We start from the raw sequence: 14510 nt of genomic DNA, 5'->3' as shown, positions 1-14510 counted from the left end.
GGGGCCGGGGTCGCTGGCGGGCGCCGGTGCCGGCCGGTTCGCGGCCGCGGTGAGCGGGCCGGTGCTGCTGGGCCAGGTCTCCGGCAGCGTGCTGGAGGTGGGCCGGGCGTGCCGGCGGGCCTCGCCCGGGCAACTGGTGCCGGTGCAGAACGTGCTCGATCCGCGGGCCGAGGCCTGGGTCGAGGCGCTCCGGGGGTACGCCCGGGCGGACCTCGTGGAGACCGTGCGGTGTTACCTGCGCCACCGCGGCCAGTGGGAGACCACAGCCCGGGACCTGCAGCTGCACCGCAACTCGCTCCGGCACCGGATCGAGATCGCCTCCCGCCTGATCGGCGAGGACCTCGACGATCCCGATGTTGCGGCCAACCTGTGGCTGGCGATGCGGGGCGTCACCGCGCACCCGTCCCCGTCCCCGTCGTGAACCAATTCGACGGAGATGCTGCTGTAAAAACAGGGTTTCGTCGTGTTTGGGGCCGATGCGGGCAAAATCTCCGTCGAATTCGTTCGGGGCCGGTGTGGCTGGGACGCGGTCTGGGGATCGTGGAGACGGCCTAGCGCTGGGCGCCGGCGAAACCCTTGCTGCCGGTGAGCCAGTCGCGGATCGTGTCGCTGTGCTCGCCGAGGGCGGGCGGCGCGCTCGTGCGCGGCGCCAGCGGGGGCGTCCAGCTGACGGGGTGGCGGATCTGGCGGCCCACGGTGGCGCCGGAGGCATCCTGCACCTCGATCGTGGGTTCCAGCCCCAGCGACTCGGCGAGCTCGATGCCCTCGGCGATGGTGGCCACCTGCCCGGCCGGTACGCCGGCGTCGGTGAGCAGGTCCTGCCAGGACAGCGCCGGGGCCTCGGCGAGGCGCGCTTCGAGGAGGCGGACGAGTTCCTCGCGGTTGTGCACGCGGGCCGAGTTGGTCGAGAATCGCGGGTCGGTGGCGAGCCCCTCGTCGCCCAGCACCCGGGCGAGCTTGGCGAACTGGCCGTCGTTGCCGCAGGCCACGGCCAGCGGCCCGTCCGCGCAGGCGAGAAGCTGGTAGGGCACGATCGACGGATGCCGGTTGCCCATCCGGCCGGGCACCACCCCCGCGCCGAGGTACGCCTGCGCCTGATTCGCGAGCGCCCCTTGCAGGCTCGACAGCAGATTCACTTCCAGCCGCGCGCCCAGGCCGGAGGCCGCGCGGGCGTTCAGGGCCGCGAGGACGCCGATGGTCGTGTCCTTCGCGGTGAGCACGTCGACGAGGGCGACGCCCACCTTCATCGGACCAGTCTCATCCCCGGTGACGCTCATCAGCCCGCCCAGAGCCTGCACCATGAAGTCGTAGCCGAGCAGGTCGGCCCCTCCGGCGCTGCCGAACCCGGTGATCGAGGCGTAGACGAGGCCGGGGTTCTCCGCCTTGAGGCTCTCGTAGCCGAGGCCGAGTCGGTCCATCCCCCCGGGCTTGAAGTTCTCGACCAGCACGTCGGCCTTCAGCGCGAGCGCCCGGGCGACGGCGAGGTCAGCCTCGTCGGTGAGGTCGAGGCAGAGGGATTCCTTGTTGCGGTTGACGCTCTCGAAGTAGGTGGCCCCCGTCGCGGAGAAGGGCGGACCCCAGCTGCGCGTGTCGTCGCCCCTGCCGGGCCGCTCGACCTTGATCACCCGGGCACCGAGGTCGGCCAGCGTCACCGTGGCGAGCGGACCCGCCAGCACCCGGGAGAAGTCCGCGACCAGGATCCCGTCGAGCGGCCTCGAGAGTGCACGCTGGCTGTCATCGACCTGACTGGGCACGGATGCTCCGTTCGCTTGCGGGGTGGTTCCGGTTCTGGTGCCGGTGGTTGTTCGGGCGGCGCGGTGCCGGTGGTTTCCCTGAATCTAGTGGCGCGTCAGAGCCGTTTCATTGGACGGATCATCCACAGCTTAGATAGGTATGCCCGGTCGCGGGGACATCCGGTGCACGGATGCCGCGCGGCAGGCTCCGGGGACGCGGGCATCGGGGACGCGCGCATCCGCGGCCCTCGCCACCCCGCCGCTCGCGCCGCGATCGCCACATCCGGTCGAGATCGTCCCGCACGCGTGGCGAACTCGACCGGAACAGGCGAACTCGGCGACCGCCCGCGGCCGAGCCGCCTCTCAGCTGCGGGGCTACTCGACTGCGGTCACCGTGTACACCGCGGCCTGCTCGGGCGCGAGCAGCGGCGCGGGCAGCCCGACCTGCGCCAGCACTCCCCCGGTCAGGGTCACAGCACCACCACCACCACCAGCACCTGCACCTGCACCTGCACCAGCACCAGCACCAGCGGCAGCACCAGCGGCAGCACCAGCACCAGCGGCACCGAACGAGCCCCCACCCGCCAGCCAGGCCGGCGGCGCATCCTGGATCACGCGCGGGGGCGCACCGATCGTGAGCGGCTCGACCCGGTAGGTGAGCTCGGGCGCGAGTCCCGGAAACCGTAACCGCTCGGGCAGGGCGGAGCGCGGGGCAGCCAGCGCCACATACGCAAAGACGGCCGCAGCCCGGTCGGGCGAGACGACCCCGTGCAGCTCCAGGGCCGGGTCGCTCGGGTCGGCCCGCACGATCGTTCCGGTGTGCAGCAGCCCGCGGAGTTGCTTGTACCGGGTGATCCAGTCGGCGATCTGCGCACGCTCGGACTCGATCGCGCGGGTCAGGTCCCACTCGATGCCGGCGCTGCCGAAGAGCGCCGTGGCCAGTCGGAAGCTGAGCTCCGAGGTGCGCCCGGTGGTGTGCGCGGTAGCGGCGCCCAGGTGACCGCCGAGGTATTCGGGCGGCACGAGCACACTCGTGTAGCGCTGGATCTGCTGCCGCTCCAACGGGTCGTTGGTGTCGCTGGTCCAGACCCGGTCCACGCGCTCGAGGATACCGAGGTCGATGCGGGCTCCCCCCGACGCGCAGGACTCGATCTCGACACCCGGATGCGCCGCCCTCACCCGGTCCAGCAGCCGGTACAGCGCGGCGGTCTGCCGGTGCGCCGACCCGGCCAGCAGGTCGCGGTTGTGGTCCCATTTCAGATATGCGATCGGGTACTCGGCGAGCAGGGCCGCGAGCCGGTCGAATACCCAGGCTGCGGCATCCGGGTTGCTGAGGTCGAGCACCCGCTGGAAGCGCCAGGTCAGCGCCGATGACGGCAGCGACGACCGAGGCCCGGCCGACCCCCGAGACCCAGCCGGCCCGAGCACCCAGTCCGGGTGCGCCCGGGCGACGTCGGAGTCGAGGCTGATCATCTCGGGTTCGATCCACAGCCCGAAATCCATGCCGGCCGCACGCACGTGATCGACCAGCGGATGCAACCCGTCTGGCCAGGCGACCGGGTCGACGAACCAGTCGCCGAGGGCACGCCGGTCGTCGGTGCGGCCGGTGAACCAGCCGTCATCGAGCACGAACCGTTCCACGCCGACCGCGGCCGCGGCGTCAGCCAGCCGGGTCAGGGTGGGCAGGTCATGGTCGAAGTACACGGCCTCCCAGGTGTTCAGCACGACCGGGCGCGGCCCGGACGCGGCCCCGGAGAGGGTCGACCAGGACCGGATCCACGGATGCAGCCGAGCCGACAGCCCGTCGAGTCCGGCCGCCGAGTACACGGCCACGGTCCACGGGGTCGTGTGGCTCGCGCCGGGCGCGACCCGCACGTCGCCGGGCGCGAGAAGTTCGCCGCTGCCGAGCACCGAGTAACCCAGCGGGCTGTTCTCGGCCCAGACGCGTTTGTCCCCGCTCCAAGCCAGGTGGGTGGCCCACGTCTCGCCGGTGCGGAAGCCAAACCCGGGGGTGCCGGCCACGCTCAGGTAGGGGTCGTCGTGGCCGGGCCGCCCGTGCCGGGACTCGCGGCTCCAGACGCCCTGGCCGAGCAGGGCGCGCTGCGGCCGGCGTTCGTGCGTCCACAACCCGGTGAAATCGAGGATCTCCCTCGCCCGGCCCGGAACGGGCAGGATGACGTCGAGGGACCCCAGTTCGAACGGAGCGGTGGCCGCCGTGTTGGTGAGCGTGTGGCGCAGTCGCAGCACGCCCTCGACCGAGAGTTCGAGGTCGGTACGTACGGCCAGCTCGGCCGCGGCATCCGTCAGCGAGATCGCAAGCGCCTGGGTGCCGGGCGAGACGGCGTCACCCGACCGCACCGAAACGGGCCCCACGCCGGCCAGGCGCAGGTCGAGGTCAGCGGCGGCCGCGCCGCCCCCGCCGCGCAAGCCACCCCCGCCACCCTCGCTGAACCGGAATCCGCTGATCCCGGGGCGCCCGCTCCAGCCGTCCGAGACGGTCGGCAGCAGAGTCAGCCGCAGGGGCAGGTCGATCGAGCTCGGCGGAATCGCCGGAACGGATGCGTCGGCGAGCACCGCGAGCATCTCACCGGAGAGGTCGCCCAGATCGGCGCCCCAGTGCACGATCACGGGCACACCCGTGCCGCGGGCGTCCAGCACAAGGCTGGTGCCCGCGGCACGGAGGTAGGGAATCGACGACACTGAGGCCTAACGCTACTTGTTGACCGGGATCGACTGCGCTTCGAGGGCGCTGATCGTGCTCTTCTGGGCGCTCGTGAGAGCATCCGTCAGAGTCCCGCTGCCGGTGACGGCACCCTTGAAACCGTCGGAGGTGTCGTTATAGACCTGCGTCATGGTCGGGCCCCAAATGAAGTCGGGTGAGACCTGGTCGGATGCCTCGGAGAACACGTCGTAGATGGGCTGGTTGCCGTAGAACTCGACGCCTGCCTTGAGGGCGGGCAGCTCGAGGCCGGACTTGGCGGCCGGGTACAGGTTGGCCGACTTGTTCAGCATCGTGAGCGCCTCGTCGGAGGTGTTCAGCCACAGCGCGAACTGGGCCGCCTCATAGGGGTGCTTCGAGCCCTTGAAGACCGCGGTGGACGAGCCACCCCAGTTGCCGGCGGCCTTGTCACCTGCAGCCCACTGCGGGGACAGGGCGACGGACCACTTGCCGGCGGTGTCCGGAGCGCCGCTGGCGATGGAGTTCGCACCCCAGGCCGCGGAGTTCCAGGTCCAGTCCGAACCGGAGTTGTAGGCGTTGTTCCACTCGTCGGTCCACGGCGGGTTGGTGGAGACGAGGTCGCGGTCGATCAGGTCCTGCCAGTAGGCGGCGACCTTGACGGATTCGGGGCTGGTCAGGTCGACCGTCCAGTTCTCACCGTCGTTCTTGAACCAGCTTCCGCCGGCCTGCCAGACGAAACCGGCGAACTGGTTGATGTCGCTCTGCGAGAAGTTGGTGATGTACCCGCCGGTGGCGCGCACCTTCTCGGCTGCGACCGCGAACTCGTCCCAGGTGGTGGGGATCGCAATGTTGTTCGCCTCGAACAGGTCGGCGCGGTAGAACATGGCCATGGGGCCCGCGTCCTGCGGGATCGCGTAGACGGACTTGTCCTCGCCGAAGTTGACCTGGCCCCAGGTCCAGTCGACGAAGTCGCTCTTCGCCTCGAGCACACCCTTGCAGGCGGCGAGGTCGGTCAGGCCGTCCTGCACCCGGAAGTTCGGCAGTGCGTCGTATTCGATCTGGCCGAGGTCGGGCGCGTTGCCGGCCTTGAGCTGGTTGAAGAAGTTCTGGTACGTGCCGCCGTTGCCGTTCGGGCCGGTCTGCACTTTCACCTGAACGTCGGGGTTCTTTTCATTCCATACCTTGGCCACGTCTTCCATGCCGGGGATCCAGGTGGTGAAGGTGAGGTCGACCTTGCCCGTGGCGGGGGCGCAGTCGGCGCCGGCCGAGGTCGTGGACCCCGCCGCGCAGCCGGTCAGGGCGACCGTTGCGGCGGTGAGCAAGGCGACAGCGGCTGCTCTCTTCTTGATTCGCATTGTTCTTCTTTTCTCTTGGGAGGGGTGGGGAGGGGAGGTAAAGAGAGGGACCGGCTACTTCACCGAACCGGCACTGAGCCCGTTCTGCCAGAAGCGCTGGAGCAGCAGGAAGATGATGATCAGCGGGATGATCGAGAGCAGGGCCCCGATCAGCACGTAGTCGCGCAGCACCGGAATCTGGTTCACCTGGGAGTTCCAGGCGTAGAGGCCGAGCGTGACCGAGAACAGGGTTTCGTCGCGCAGCATGATCAGCGGCAGGAAGAAGTTGTTCCAGATGGCGACGAACTGGAAGAGGAAGACGGTGATCAGGGCGGGCACCATCATGCGCACCGAGACGGTGAAGAAGGTGCGCACCTCGCCGGCCCCGTCGAGGCGCGCCGCCTCGATCAGTTCGTCCGGCACGCTGGCCGACGCGTAGATGCGGGCCAGGTAGACCCCGAACGGGCTGACCAGGCTGGGCAGGAACACCGACCAGAACGTGTTGGTGAGGCTGATCTGGCTGAAGATCAGGAACAGGGGCAGCGCGAGCGCGGTGGCGGGCACCAGCACCCCGCCGAGCACGACGTTGAAAATGAGTTCGCGACCCGGGAAGTTGTACTTGGCGAGGGCGTAGCCGCACATGCCGGCGATGATGGTGCCGATGGCGGCGCCGAGGCCGGCGTACAGGGCGCTGTTGAGCATCCATTTGAGGTAGACGCCGTCGCGGTAGGCGATCAGGTTGCCGATGTTCGTGAACAGGGAGAAGTCGGCGAACCAGAGCGGGTTCGTGGTGTTGAACTGGGACCGGTCCTTGGTGGCCGCCACCAGCAGCCACCAGATCGGCACCAGGAAGTAGAGCGTGAAGACGCCCATCACGATCATGGCGCTGACCCGGGCGAACGGGCTCTCGCGCTGGGCTTTGGGGGCCACGCCCTGGGGCGTGCGGCTGCCGCGTTTTCGTCGCGCGGGGGTGGTGACGGTGCTGATCGAGGTGCTCACTGGGCTTCCTTCCGCTGCGTGAACTTCAGGAACGTGAACGAGAGGATGAACGTGGCCAGGGCCAGCACCACAGAGAAGGCGGCGGCGAGGTTGAAGTTCGGGATCGACGAGGTGGAGTAGACCGTGAGGTTCGGGGTGAACGTGCTGGTCACGGCGGAGCTGAAGCTGCGGAAGACCTGCGGTTCGGCGAGCAGTTGCAGGGTGCCGATGATCGAGAAGATCGCGGTCAGGATGATGGCCGGCATGATCAGCGGGATCTTCACCGACCAGGCGATGCGCACCTGGCCGGCCCCGTCGAGCCGGGCGGCCTCGTAGAGCTCGGTCGGGATCGCCAGCAGGGCCGAGTAGATGATCAGCATGTTGTAACCCACGAAGACCCAGGTGACGACGTTAGCGATGGCCCAGAGAACGAGGTCGGCCGAGAGGAAGTTGATGTTCTCGGTGACGGCGCTGAACGGCGACAGGTTGGGCGAGTAGAGGTAGCCCCACATGATCGCCGCGATGACGCCCGGCACCGCGTAGGGCACGAAGAAGGCCAGCCGGAAGAATTTCTTGCCGCGCACGAGCGGTGAGTCCAGCAGCAGGGCGAACAGCAGCGCAAGGCCCAGCATGATCGGCACCTGCACGACGCCGAAGGTGAGCACCCGGCCGATGGATGTCCAGAACGGCCCGTTCTGGAACACCAGGATGTACTGGGTGAGCCCGCCGAAGACCTCGGTGGCCTTGCCGAAGGTGCCCTCGCGCTCGATCACGAGCAGCGACTGGTAGATCGCGTAGCCGATCGGGACCAGGTAGAACAGGGCGAACAGGGTGCCGAACGGGAGCACGAAGGCGAGAATCGCGCCGAGGTGCGGCACGGGCTGCCTGGGTTGTTTGGAGGCCGGGGCTTTGGCGGCCCGTGACCTCTTCTGGCGGGCGACGCTGCCCGGGGCATCCGTGAGTGGAACGACGGGTGCGCTCATGATGCGGGGTCCTCTCTGATCACGCGAACGGCACCGGCCGGAACTCGAACAATACGGTTGACGGGTTCGCCGGTGACGAGTTCACGGCCGGAGGCCGGCAGGTCGATGTCGTCCTCGCCGTGGTTGATGATGAAAAGATAGGTCGCGGCGGCGCCGGCGCGGCGCACGACCTCGATGGTTCCGGGGCTTTCGGGGCCGACCGCGGTGACGCGGGCCTGCTGGCAGATCGTGCGCAGCAGGTCGGTCAGGGCGCCGGCCTCCAGCGCGGTGGCGACGTACCAGGCGTCGCCGGCGCCGTGCCGGTTGCGGGTGATGGCCGGGGTGCCCGGAAGCGGCCCGCCCCGGTAGCGGGCGATCACCTCGGCGCCGGTGCTGCGCAGTCGCTCAGTCCAGAGGCTCGCGGATGCGCCGGAGTCGAGGCCGACCACGTGGCCGGGCAGCAGCGGGGAGAATTCCTCGACCGTGACGCCGAGCAGACCGCGGAAGGCGCCGGGGTAGCCGCCCGGGCGCACCCGGTCGTCTTCGTCGACGATGCCGCTGAAGAAGGTGACCAGGGCGTGGCCGCCGGCCGCGACGTAGGCGGTGAGGTTATCCGCCTCGGCGTCCGAGACCAGGTACAGGGCCGGGGCGACGACGAGGCGGTACCCGGAGAGGTCGGTGCCGGGGGCCACGATGTCGACCGTGACGCCGAGCCGGTGCAGGGCGGCGTAGGCGGCGTGCACCTGCTCGAGGTAGCGCACCGACTGGGACGGGCGGGATTCGCCGTCGCCGGCCCACCAGGCTTCCCAACTGAAGAGGAGTGCGGCATCCGCCACGACCGTGCTCCCGGTGATCTCGCCCAGCCGGTCGAGGGTTTCCCCCAGGGCGACGACCTCGCGCCAGAGCGCGGTGTCGGTGCCCGCGTGGGGCACCAGCGCGGAGTGGAATTTCTCCGAACCCTGCAGCGAGGCCCGCCATTGGAAGAAGCAGATGCCGTCGGCCCCGCGGGCGACGTGGGCCAGGGAGTTGCGGGTCATCTCGCCGGGGGCCTTGGCCAGGTTGTGCGGCTGCCAGTTGACGGCGCCGGCCGCCTGCTCCATCAGGAGCCACGGCTGCCCGCCGGCGAGTCCGCGGGTGAGGTCGGCGGCGAACGCCAGCTCTGTGGCCGGGTCGGCGAGGCGGTGGTCGAGGTAGTGGTCGTTGGCGACGATGTCGACCTCGGGGGCCCAGGTCCAGTAATCGAGGTTGCGGATGTGGGAGGTGACCATGAAGTTGGTGGTCACGGCGACGTCGGAGTGGCGGCGCAGCACGGCGGTCTCGCGGCGGTAGTAGTCGAGCAGTTCGGCGGAACTGAACCGGTGGAAATCCAGCACCTGGCCGGGGTTGCGGCTGGAGAGGGTGAGCCGCGGGGTGAGGATCTCGGCCCACCGGCCGTAGCGCTGGCTCCAGAACGAGGTGCCCCAGGCGGAGTTCAAGGCCTCGATCGTGCCGTAGCGCGCCTGCAGCCAGAGCCGGAACGCGGCGGCGGTGTCGTCGCAGTAGCAGAGCGCGTTGTGGCAGCCCAGCTCGTTGGACACGTGCCAGAGGGCGACCGCCGGGTGGCGGCCGTAGCGCTCGGCGACCTTCTCTACCAGTGCCAGCGCGTGCTCGCGGAAGATCGGGGAGCTCGGGCACCAGGCCTGGCGCCCGCCGGGGTAGCGGGTGGTGCCGTCCTCCACGACCGGGAGGATCTCGGGATGCAGGGTGCTCAGCCACGGCGGCGGCGACGAGGTGCCGGTGCCGAGGTTGACCCGGATGCCGTTGGCGTGCAGCAGTTCGATGATCGTGTCGAGCCGGTCGAAATCGTACTCCCCCGGCCGCGGCTCGACCTGCGACCAGCCGAAGATGTTGATCGCGACCAGGTCGACGCCGGCCTCGCGCATCAGCACGACGTCTTCGGCCCAGACCTCGGGCCCCCACTGCTCCGGGTTGTAGTCGCAGCCGTAGGCGACGCCCTCGTGAACGAACGGGGTGGCCGAGGCCGATCCGGTCGACGTGGCTGCTCGCGAGTTCATGGTGCTCCCTGCTGTGCTGTGCCAGCTCTGCTGGCTGTGTTGATTGACTGGCTGTGTTGATTGACTCTGTGAACGTGCACAGAGTAGGGAGCAAAAACGCGCCGTTGGGTTTTCTGTGAACGTACACAGAGTACGAACTCCCTGGCCGCCGTGTCAAGCGTCGGGTTCCTCGGCGCGCGTTACAGTTATCGAATGGTGACAATTCCGTCTCGGCGCCGACGCGCGACAATCCACGATGTCGCCGTGGAAGCCGGCGTGTCCCGCGGCACGGTGAGCCGGGTGATCAACGACGAGCCGTACGTCTCGGCCGAGGCCCGCACCGCGATCGAGGCGGCGATCGAGAAGGTCGGCTATGTGCCGAACAACGCCGCCCGCAGCCTGGTCATGCAGCGCTCCCAGGCCGTGGGATTCATCGTGCACGAACCGCACTCGCTCTTCCTGGACGACCCCAACATCGGCGGCATCCTGCTCGGCGCCAATACCGTGCTCTCCCGCGCCGACTATCAGATGGTCAGCCTCGTGATCGATTCCCAGCGCGACACCGACCGCGTCGCCCGCTACCTGAGCGGCGGATTCGTCGACGGCGTGATCATCGTCTCCGCCCGCCACGAAGACCCGATGATCCGGGTGGTGCAACGCCTCGCGCTGCCGGCCGCGTTCGTCGGGCATCCGCCGGACCTCCGCCAGCTCCCCTTCGTGGGTATCGACAACCGCGCTTCGGCGCGCGCCATCACCGAGCGGCTGATGGCCACCGGCCGCAAACGCATCGGCATGATCGCGGCGGCCCTCGATCGAGACTCGGGAGCCGACCGGCTGGCGGGCTTCACGGATGCCCTGGGCCCGCGCTTCGACCCGGCGCTCGTCGCGCGGGTTCCGCTCTACACCTACTCCGACGGAGCCGACGGCATGCGCGCGCTGCTGGAGCGCGACCCCGGCATCGACGGCGTTTTTGCGGCCTCCGACGCCGTCGCGGCCGGGGCGCTCGAGGCGCTCCGCGACGCGGGGCGCAGCGCGCCCGGCGACGTCGGCATCGTCGGCTTCGACGACAGCTCCTGGGCGCTCCGCACCCAACCGCACTTATCCACCGTGCACCAGCCGGCCTTCGGCCTCGGCGCGGCGGCGGCCGAGTGCGTGCTCGGCCAGCTGCGGGGCGAGGCCCAGCCGGTCGGCGGCATCCTGCTGGATACCCCCATCGTCTGGCGCAACTCGGCCTGATCGCCGGTCGGGGGCACACTGGAAGCATGGTTCGCAAACAGGCTCTCGTGCGCGGGATGGTGCAGGCCGTCGGATTCCGGTATTACACCCAGTCGGAGGCGCGCCGGCTGGGCCTGTCCGGGTTCGTGCGCAACCGGATGGACGGCTCGGTGGAGGTCGACGCGGAGGGCGACGCGGCATCCGTTTCGGAGTTACTCGCCTGGCTGGCGCACGGGCCGCCCTCCGCGGTGGTCGAGTCGATGCAGGTGACCGACCTGGCGCCGCGCGGCGAGAACGGATTCCACATCGCCTATTGACCGGCGCCTATTGACCGGCACCTGCTGACCGGCGCCTGCTGACCGGCGCCTGCTGACCGGCGCCGATTGACGGGCGCTTTGACCGGCCGCGCTGACCGGCCCGCGCTGCGGATTCAGCGGCCGCTCCCGATGCTGGCGTAGCGTGGAAGCATGTGCGCGCGAGCATCCGACCCCGCTCGGACGGAACGGGCGGCGCGCCAACCCCCCACGGCGCCGAGAACGTCGGCCCAACGCGCCCTGCCGGCGGCCCCCAGCCGTGCCGCGCTGCCTCGCACGGTCGCCCTGCTGCCGTTGCGCCGGGCGTTCGGCATCGGCCGCCTGCTGCTCGCGGCGACCGGCGTCGTCGCGCTGCTGGGGTATTTCGATTACGTGCTCGGCTTCGCGACCTTCGCGGTGTACAACTATTTCAGCTACTTCACCGTGCAGAGCGCCATGGCCGCGGTCGTCGCGTTCGTGGCCGGAGCCCTGGTCGCATTCCGCCATGCGACCGACCCGGCCTGGCTCGACTGGTTCCGGCTGCTGGTGACCACCTACATCATGGTGTCCGGCATCGTATTCCTGACCATCGTCATCCAGTCATCCTCGCGCGACTACACAATCGAGGTGCCCTGGTCGAGCCAGCTGCTGCACTTCTGGATTCCGACGATCGCCCTCGTCGACTGGTTGACGGATGCCGGCAAGGCCCGCCTGCCGTGGAAACTCCTGGCCTGGGTGCTCGTGCTGCCCAGCATCTGGGGCGTGTTCACCCTCGTGCGCGGGTCGATGGTGGGCTGGTACCCCTACTTTTTCCTCGACCCGGTGCAGGTCAGTGGTCCGTTGGAAACCGTGGTCTACTGCCTGATCGCCGTGCTGCTGTTCACCGGGATCGCGGCGATCCTGATCGCCACCTCCCGGCTGCCCTCCCAGCCCTGGCACCGCCCCCGGCCGGAGTCGGGGTCACAGCAGCGCTGAGATGCGAGCGGCGAGCGGTTACAGCGGGATGAAGGTGTATTCGCTGGTCATATGCTCGATGCGGCATGCGCCACAGTAGAGCACTCCGGATGCCTGCATGGCGAGTACCCGGGGCGAGCACTGCACCACCTTGGGCCCGCAGCAGGGCGAAATCACCATGTACGCGCCGGGAGCGGTGGGCGAATGGCCGCTCAGGCCTCGGATGTGGTGGGTGCCTTCGCAAGGCAGGTCGGAGTCAAAGTCGAGAAGAATGACGGATTCGAGATCCAGCAGGGTATCCATGGGAACACAGCAATCATGCGGTAGAACAGATGTGATGCAGTCGCGGGCGAGCGGGGCATCTCAGTGGCGACCGCACTGGATGGTCGACGGTACGAAACGGGCCGGTTGACGAACCGGGGTTACTCCCCCGAACGGAATCCGTCGGCAACGCCAGTCGGGGTAACGACTGGACCTCTGAGCCGGCACCGGGGCGGAGGTCACCACCACGGACCGTACCTGCATGAAACCGGCCCTCGAAAGGGCCATTCTTCACCGACTGGACGTTGGCAGGAGTGTACACCACGAAACCCGGAATCGCGCGGGGTTGACTGCGGCGATTCTAAAGTTTTTTTGACACGCGTTTCGCGGTTTCACGGTGCGGCCCGGGGTTTCGCGTCCGGCGAATCCGACTGTTTTATTTCGGCGCTGGGGTGGGTGTCGCGGTGTCCATCGGGGAGACGAAGGGCACCAGGCTGGCCAGCGCCGCGGCCAGGAATTCGTCGTCTCCGACCTCCGCCAGGCGCAACGCGGTTTCCGCGGCGACCAGCCCGACCAGGACCGGTTCGCCGGTGAAGGGCACCATGTTGATCCAGACCCGGAAGTCATCGTCGCCGCCGACCGTGGTCCAGAGCGGGGCGTCCGTGTCCCAGAACGGCTCGGCGAACTGCAGCCAGATCTTGTCGAGGGTGCCCATGCCGAGCGCGGCGATGGCGCCGCGGTGCGCGAACGGCAGCGGCGGGTCGAACTCCATCACCTTGGTCTTCAGCACGCCCAGCGGCACCGTGACGATGACGCGGTCGGCGCCCAGCGATTCGCCGTTGCCGAGGCGCAGACTGGCGCCGCTCTCGCCGTAGGCGATCCTGGTGACCACGCTCGAGCCGAGCAGGTCGATACCCTCCAGGAGAGCGTCGAAGAGACCGTTGAAGCCGCCGAGAACGAGGCGGTCCTCGTCGAGGCCGGGCGCTGCCGGGGTGTACCAGCCGGACTGGTCGTCGACGGCGGCCCCGGAGTTCAGGGCGAGCACGGTGGTGATCTCGTAGTCCAGCCAGTCGGCGTCGGAAACGCCGGTGTCGGCATCCGTCGTCGACAGCTTGGACGCGCCCGAATCGGCGAGGGCCCGGGCCACGGACACGTCTGCGGGCTGGTCGGCGGCCCAGGCGAGGGCCGCGTTCACGGCTTGGGCGCCGGTGTCGGGCACGGGCACGACGAGGCCGTCGGAGGTGCGCGTCTCGGAGGTGCGGGAGAAGGGGGCCGTGATGACGCCGAGGCCGATGAGTTCTTCGTCGAGGGTGGTGGTGCCGCTGGCGCGCACGACGGATGCGCCGAGTTCGATCGGGAACGGCCACTTCTTGTCGGTGACGGTGTCGATGCGGCCGCCGATCCGGTCGCGCGCTTCGACCACGACGACGTCGAAGCCGGCGTCCTTGAGTGCTCGCGCCGCGGTCAGCCCGGCGATTCCGGCGCCGATCACGGCGATCCGCTCCCCGGCCGTGGCGACTGCCTGCACGTCTCGGGCGGCCCGCATGCCAGAGGCCCGGGCGCCCTGCACGGTGCCGGGCGCGTCGATCGAGGTGGCCTCGCCGGCGAGGAACAGGCGGCCGTCGACCGGGGTCGCGAGCGCCTCACGCTGCTCGGGGGTGGCGCCGACGGCGGGAAAGCTGAAGGAGCCGCGCGCGAACGGGTCGGCCGACCAGGAGGTGCGGCGCACGTTCTCCGGTTTAGGCACCAGCGAGGGGGTCGGCGTGGGCGACGGGCTCACGGATGCCGTGGGCCGGGGGCTCGGCGGAACGCACGCGGTGAGGGCGACCAGGCTCAGTCCCGAGACCGAGCCGATCAGAAAGGTACGACGTTTCATGGCGTGTCCGCGTCAGGGGAATGGCACGCCGCTGTCGGCGCTGACGCTCTCCTTTCCGAGCTGGTCGGGCAGTACGTCCAAACTACCTCAGGCGCGGGGGCCGGGGCGGTAGGGCGCGGAGGTGGGCGGGCGGCGGGCGGGGTCGGATGGGTGCGGATGGCGGGCGGATGGCGGGCGGGGTCGGATGGGTG

At 69.5% G+C, this 14510-nt stretch carries 12 protein-coding genes; 4 read left to right on the top strand and 8 right to left on the bottom strand.

The features are described from left to right. On the top strand, positions 1 to 421 hold a 421-nt coding region (locus E3T37_RS17110), incomplete at its 5' end, for a helix-turn-helix domain-containing protein (protein WP_198415948.1). 130 nt (positions 422 to 551) lie between these two features. Here E3T37_RS17110 and E3T37_RS03150 read toward each other — a convergent pair. From E3T37_RS03150 to E3T37_RS03125, 6 genes are all read right to left on the bottom strand, one after another. Then, positions 552 to 1754 (bottom strand): CaiB/BaiF CoA-transferase family protein, encoded by a 1203-nt coding sequence (locus E3T37_RS03150; protein WP_241978575.1) that lies wholly within the window; start codon positions 1752 to 1754, stop codon positions 552 to 554. A gap of 354 nt (positions 1755 to 2108) precedes the next feature. Then, positions 2109 to 4433 carry an alpha-galactosidase gene (locus tag E3T37_RS03145; protein ID WP_134365388.1) on the bottom strand — a complete coding sequence of 775 codons (2325 nt, stop codon included), beginning with the start codon at positions 4431 to 4433 and terminating at the stop codon, positions 2109 to 2111. Between the two features lie 12 nt (positions 4434 to 4445). Continuing rightward, positions 4446 to 5768, bottom strand: a complete 1323-nt coding sequence (locus tag E3T37_RS03140; protein ID WP_134365387.1) for an ABC transporter substrate-binding protein — start codon at positions 5766 to 5768, stop codon at positions 4446 to 4448. 54 nt (positions 5769 to 5822) lie between these two features. Next, positions 5823 to 6629 carry a carbohydrate ABC transporter permease gene (locus E3T37_RS03135; RefSeq protein ID WP_134365389.1) on the bottom strand — a complete coding sequence of 269 codons (807 nt, stop codon included), beginning with the start codon at positions 6627 to 6629 and terminating at the stop codon, positions 5823 to 5825. Between the two features lie 113 nt (positions 6630 to 6742). Next, a complete protein-coding gene (locus tag E3T37_RS03130; protein WP_134365386.1) occupies positions 6743 to 7708 on the bottom strand; it encodes a carbohydrate ABC transporter permease in 966 nt (321 codons plus the stop codon). Further along, the gene (locus E3T37_RS03125; RefSeq protein WP_134365385.1) at positions 7705 to 9741 is read right to left on the bottom strand and encodes a beta-galactosidase; all 2037 of its coding nucleotides are present in this window, start codon (positions 9739 to 9741) and stop codon (positions 7705 to 7707) included. The genes E3T37_RS03130 and E3T37_RS03125 overlap by 4 nt, the downstream gene beginning before the upstream one ends. A 192-nt stretch (positions 9742 to 9933) precedes the next feature. On the opposite strand from E3T37_RS03125, the gene E3T37_RS03120 reads away from it, so the two are divergent. The 3 genes from E3T37_RS03120 to E3T37_RS03110 all read left to right on the top strand — a co-directional run bounded on the left by E3T37_RS03120 (position 9934) and on the right by E3T37_RS03110 (position 12203). Beyond that, positions 9934 to 10956 carry a LacI family DNA-binding transcriptional regulator gene (locus E3T37_RS03120; protein WP_134365384.1) on the top strand — a complete coding sequence of 341 codons (1023 nt, stop codon included), beginning with the start codon at positions 9934 to 9936 and terminating at the stop codon, positions 10954 to 10956. Between the two features lie 26 nt (positions 10957 to 10982). After that, positions 10983 to 11252 carry an acylphosphatase gene (locus E3T37_RS03115; RefSeq protein ID WP_134365383.1) on the top strand — a complete coding sequence of 90 codons (270 nt, stop codon included), beginning with the start codon at positions 10983 to 10985 and terminating at the stop codon, positions 11250 to 11252. Between the two features lie 150 nt (positions 11253 to 11402). Beyond that, on the top strand, positions 11403 to 12203 hold the full coding sequence (locus E3T37_RS03110; protein WP_134365382.1) for a Pr6Pr family membrane protein: 801 nt from the start codon (positions 11403 to 11405) through the stop codon (positions 12201 to 12203). Between the two features lie 18 nt (positions 12204 to 12221). Here E3T37_RS03110 and E3T37_RS03105 read toward each other — a convergent pair whose 3' ends face one another. Both E3T37_RS03105 and E3T37_RS03100 read right to left on the bottom strand, forming a co-directional pair. Beyond that, positions 12222 to 12485, bottom strand: coding sequence for a hypothetical protein (locus E3T37_RS03105; RefSeq protein ID WP_134365381.1), 264 nt, complete (start codon positions 12483 to 12485; stop codon positions 12222 to 12224). 394 nt (positions 12486 to 12879) lie between these two features. Then, positions 12880 to 14319, bottom strand: coding sequence for an NAD(P)/FAD-dependent oxidoreductase (locus E3T37_RS03100; protein WP_134365380.1), 1440 nt, complete (start codon positions 14317 to 14319; stop codon positions 12880 to 12882). Between the last annotated feature and the right edge of the window lie 191 nt (positions 14320 to 14510).

Source organism: Cryobacterium sp. TMT2-10 (assembly GCF_004403075.1).
Classification (GTDB): domain Bacteria; phylum Actinomycetota; class Actinomycetes; order Actinomycetales; family Microbacteriaceae; genus Cryobacterium; species Cryobacterium shii.
The sequence above is the reverse complement of the archived record's forward strand: the minus strand, read 5'-3'. Positions and strand labels throughout refer to the sequence as shown.

Excerpts from the sequence above, each read along its gene's own strand:
- E3T37_RS03140 (WP_134365387.1), bottom strand. The coding sequence starts at position 5,768 with ATGCGAATCAAGAAGAGAGCAGCCGCTGTCGCCTTGCTCACCGCCGCA.
- E3T37_RS03135 (WP_134365389.1), bottom strand. The coding sequence starts at position 6,629 with ATGATCGTGATGGGCGTCTTCACGCTCTACTTCCTGGTGCCGATCTGG.
- E3T37_RS03130 (WP_134365386.1), bottom strand. The coding sequence starts at position 7,708 with ATGAGCGCACCCGTCGTTCCACTCACGGATGCCCCGGGCAGCGTCGCC.
- E3T37_RS03125 (WP_134365385.1), bottom strand. The coding sequence starts at position 9,741 with ATGAACTCGCGAGCAGCCACGTCGACCGGATCGGCCTCGGCCACCCCG.
- E3T37_RS03120 (WP_134365384.1), top strand. The coding sequence starts at position 9,934 with ATGGTGACAATTCCGTCTCGGCGCCGACGCGCGACAATCCACGATGTC.
- E3T37_RS03115 (WP_134365383.1), top strand. The coding sequence starts at position 10,983 with ATGGTTCGCAAACAGGCTCTCGTGCGCGGGATGGTGCAGGCCGTCGGA.
- E3T37_RS03110 (WP_134365382.1), top strand. The coding sequence starts at position 11,403 with ATGTGCGCGCGAGCATCCGACCCCGCTCGGACGGAACGGGCGGCGCGC.
- E3T37_RS03105 (WP_134365381.1), bottom strand. The coding sequence starts at position 12,485 with ATGGATACCCTGCTGGATCTCGAATCCGTCATTCTTCTCGACTTTGAC.
- E3T37_RS03100 (WP_134365380.1), bottom strand. The coding sequence starts at position 14,319 with ATGAAACGTCGTACCTTTCTGATCGGCTCGGTCTCGGGACTGAGCCTG.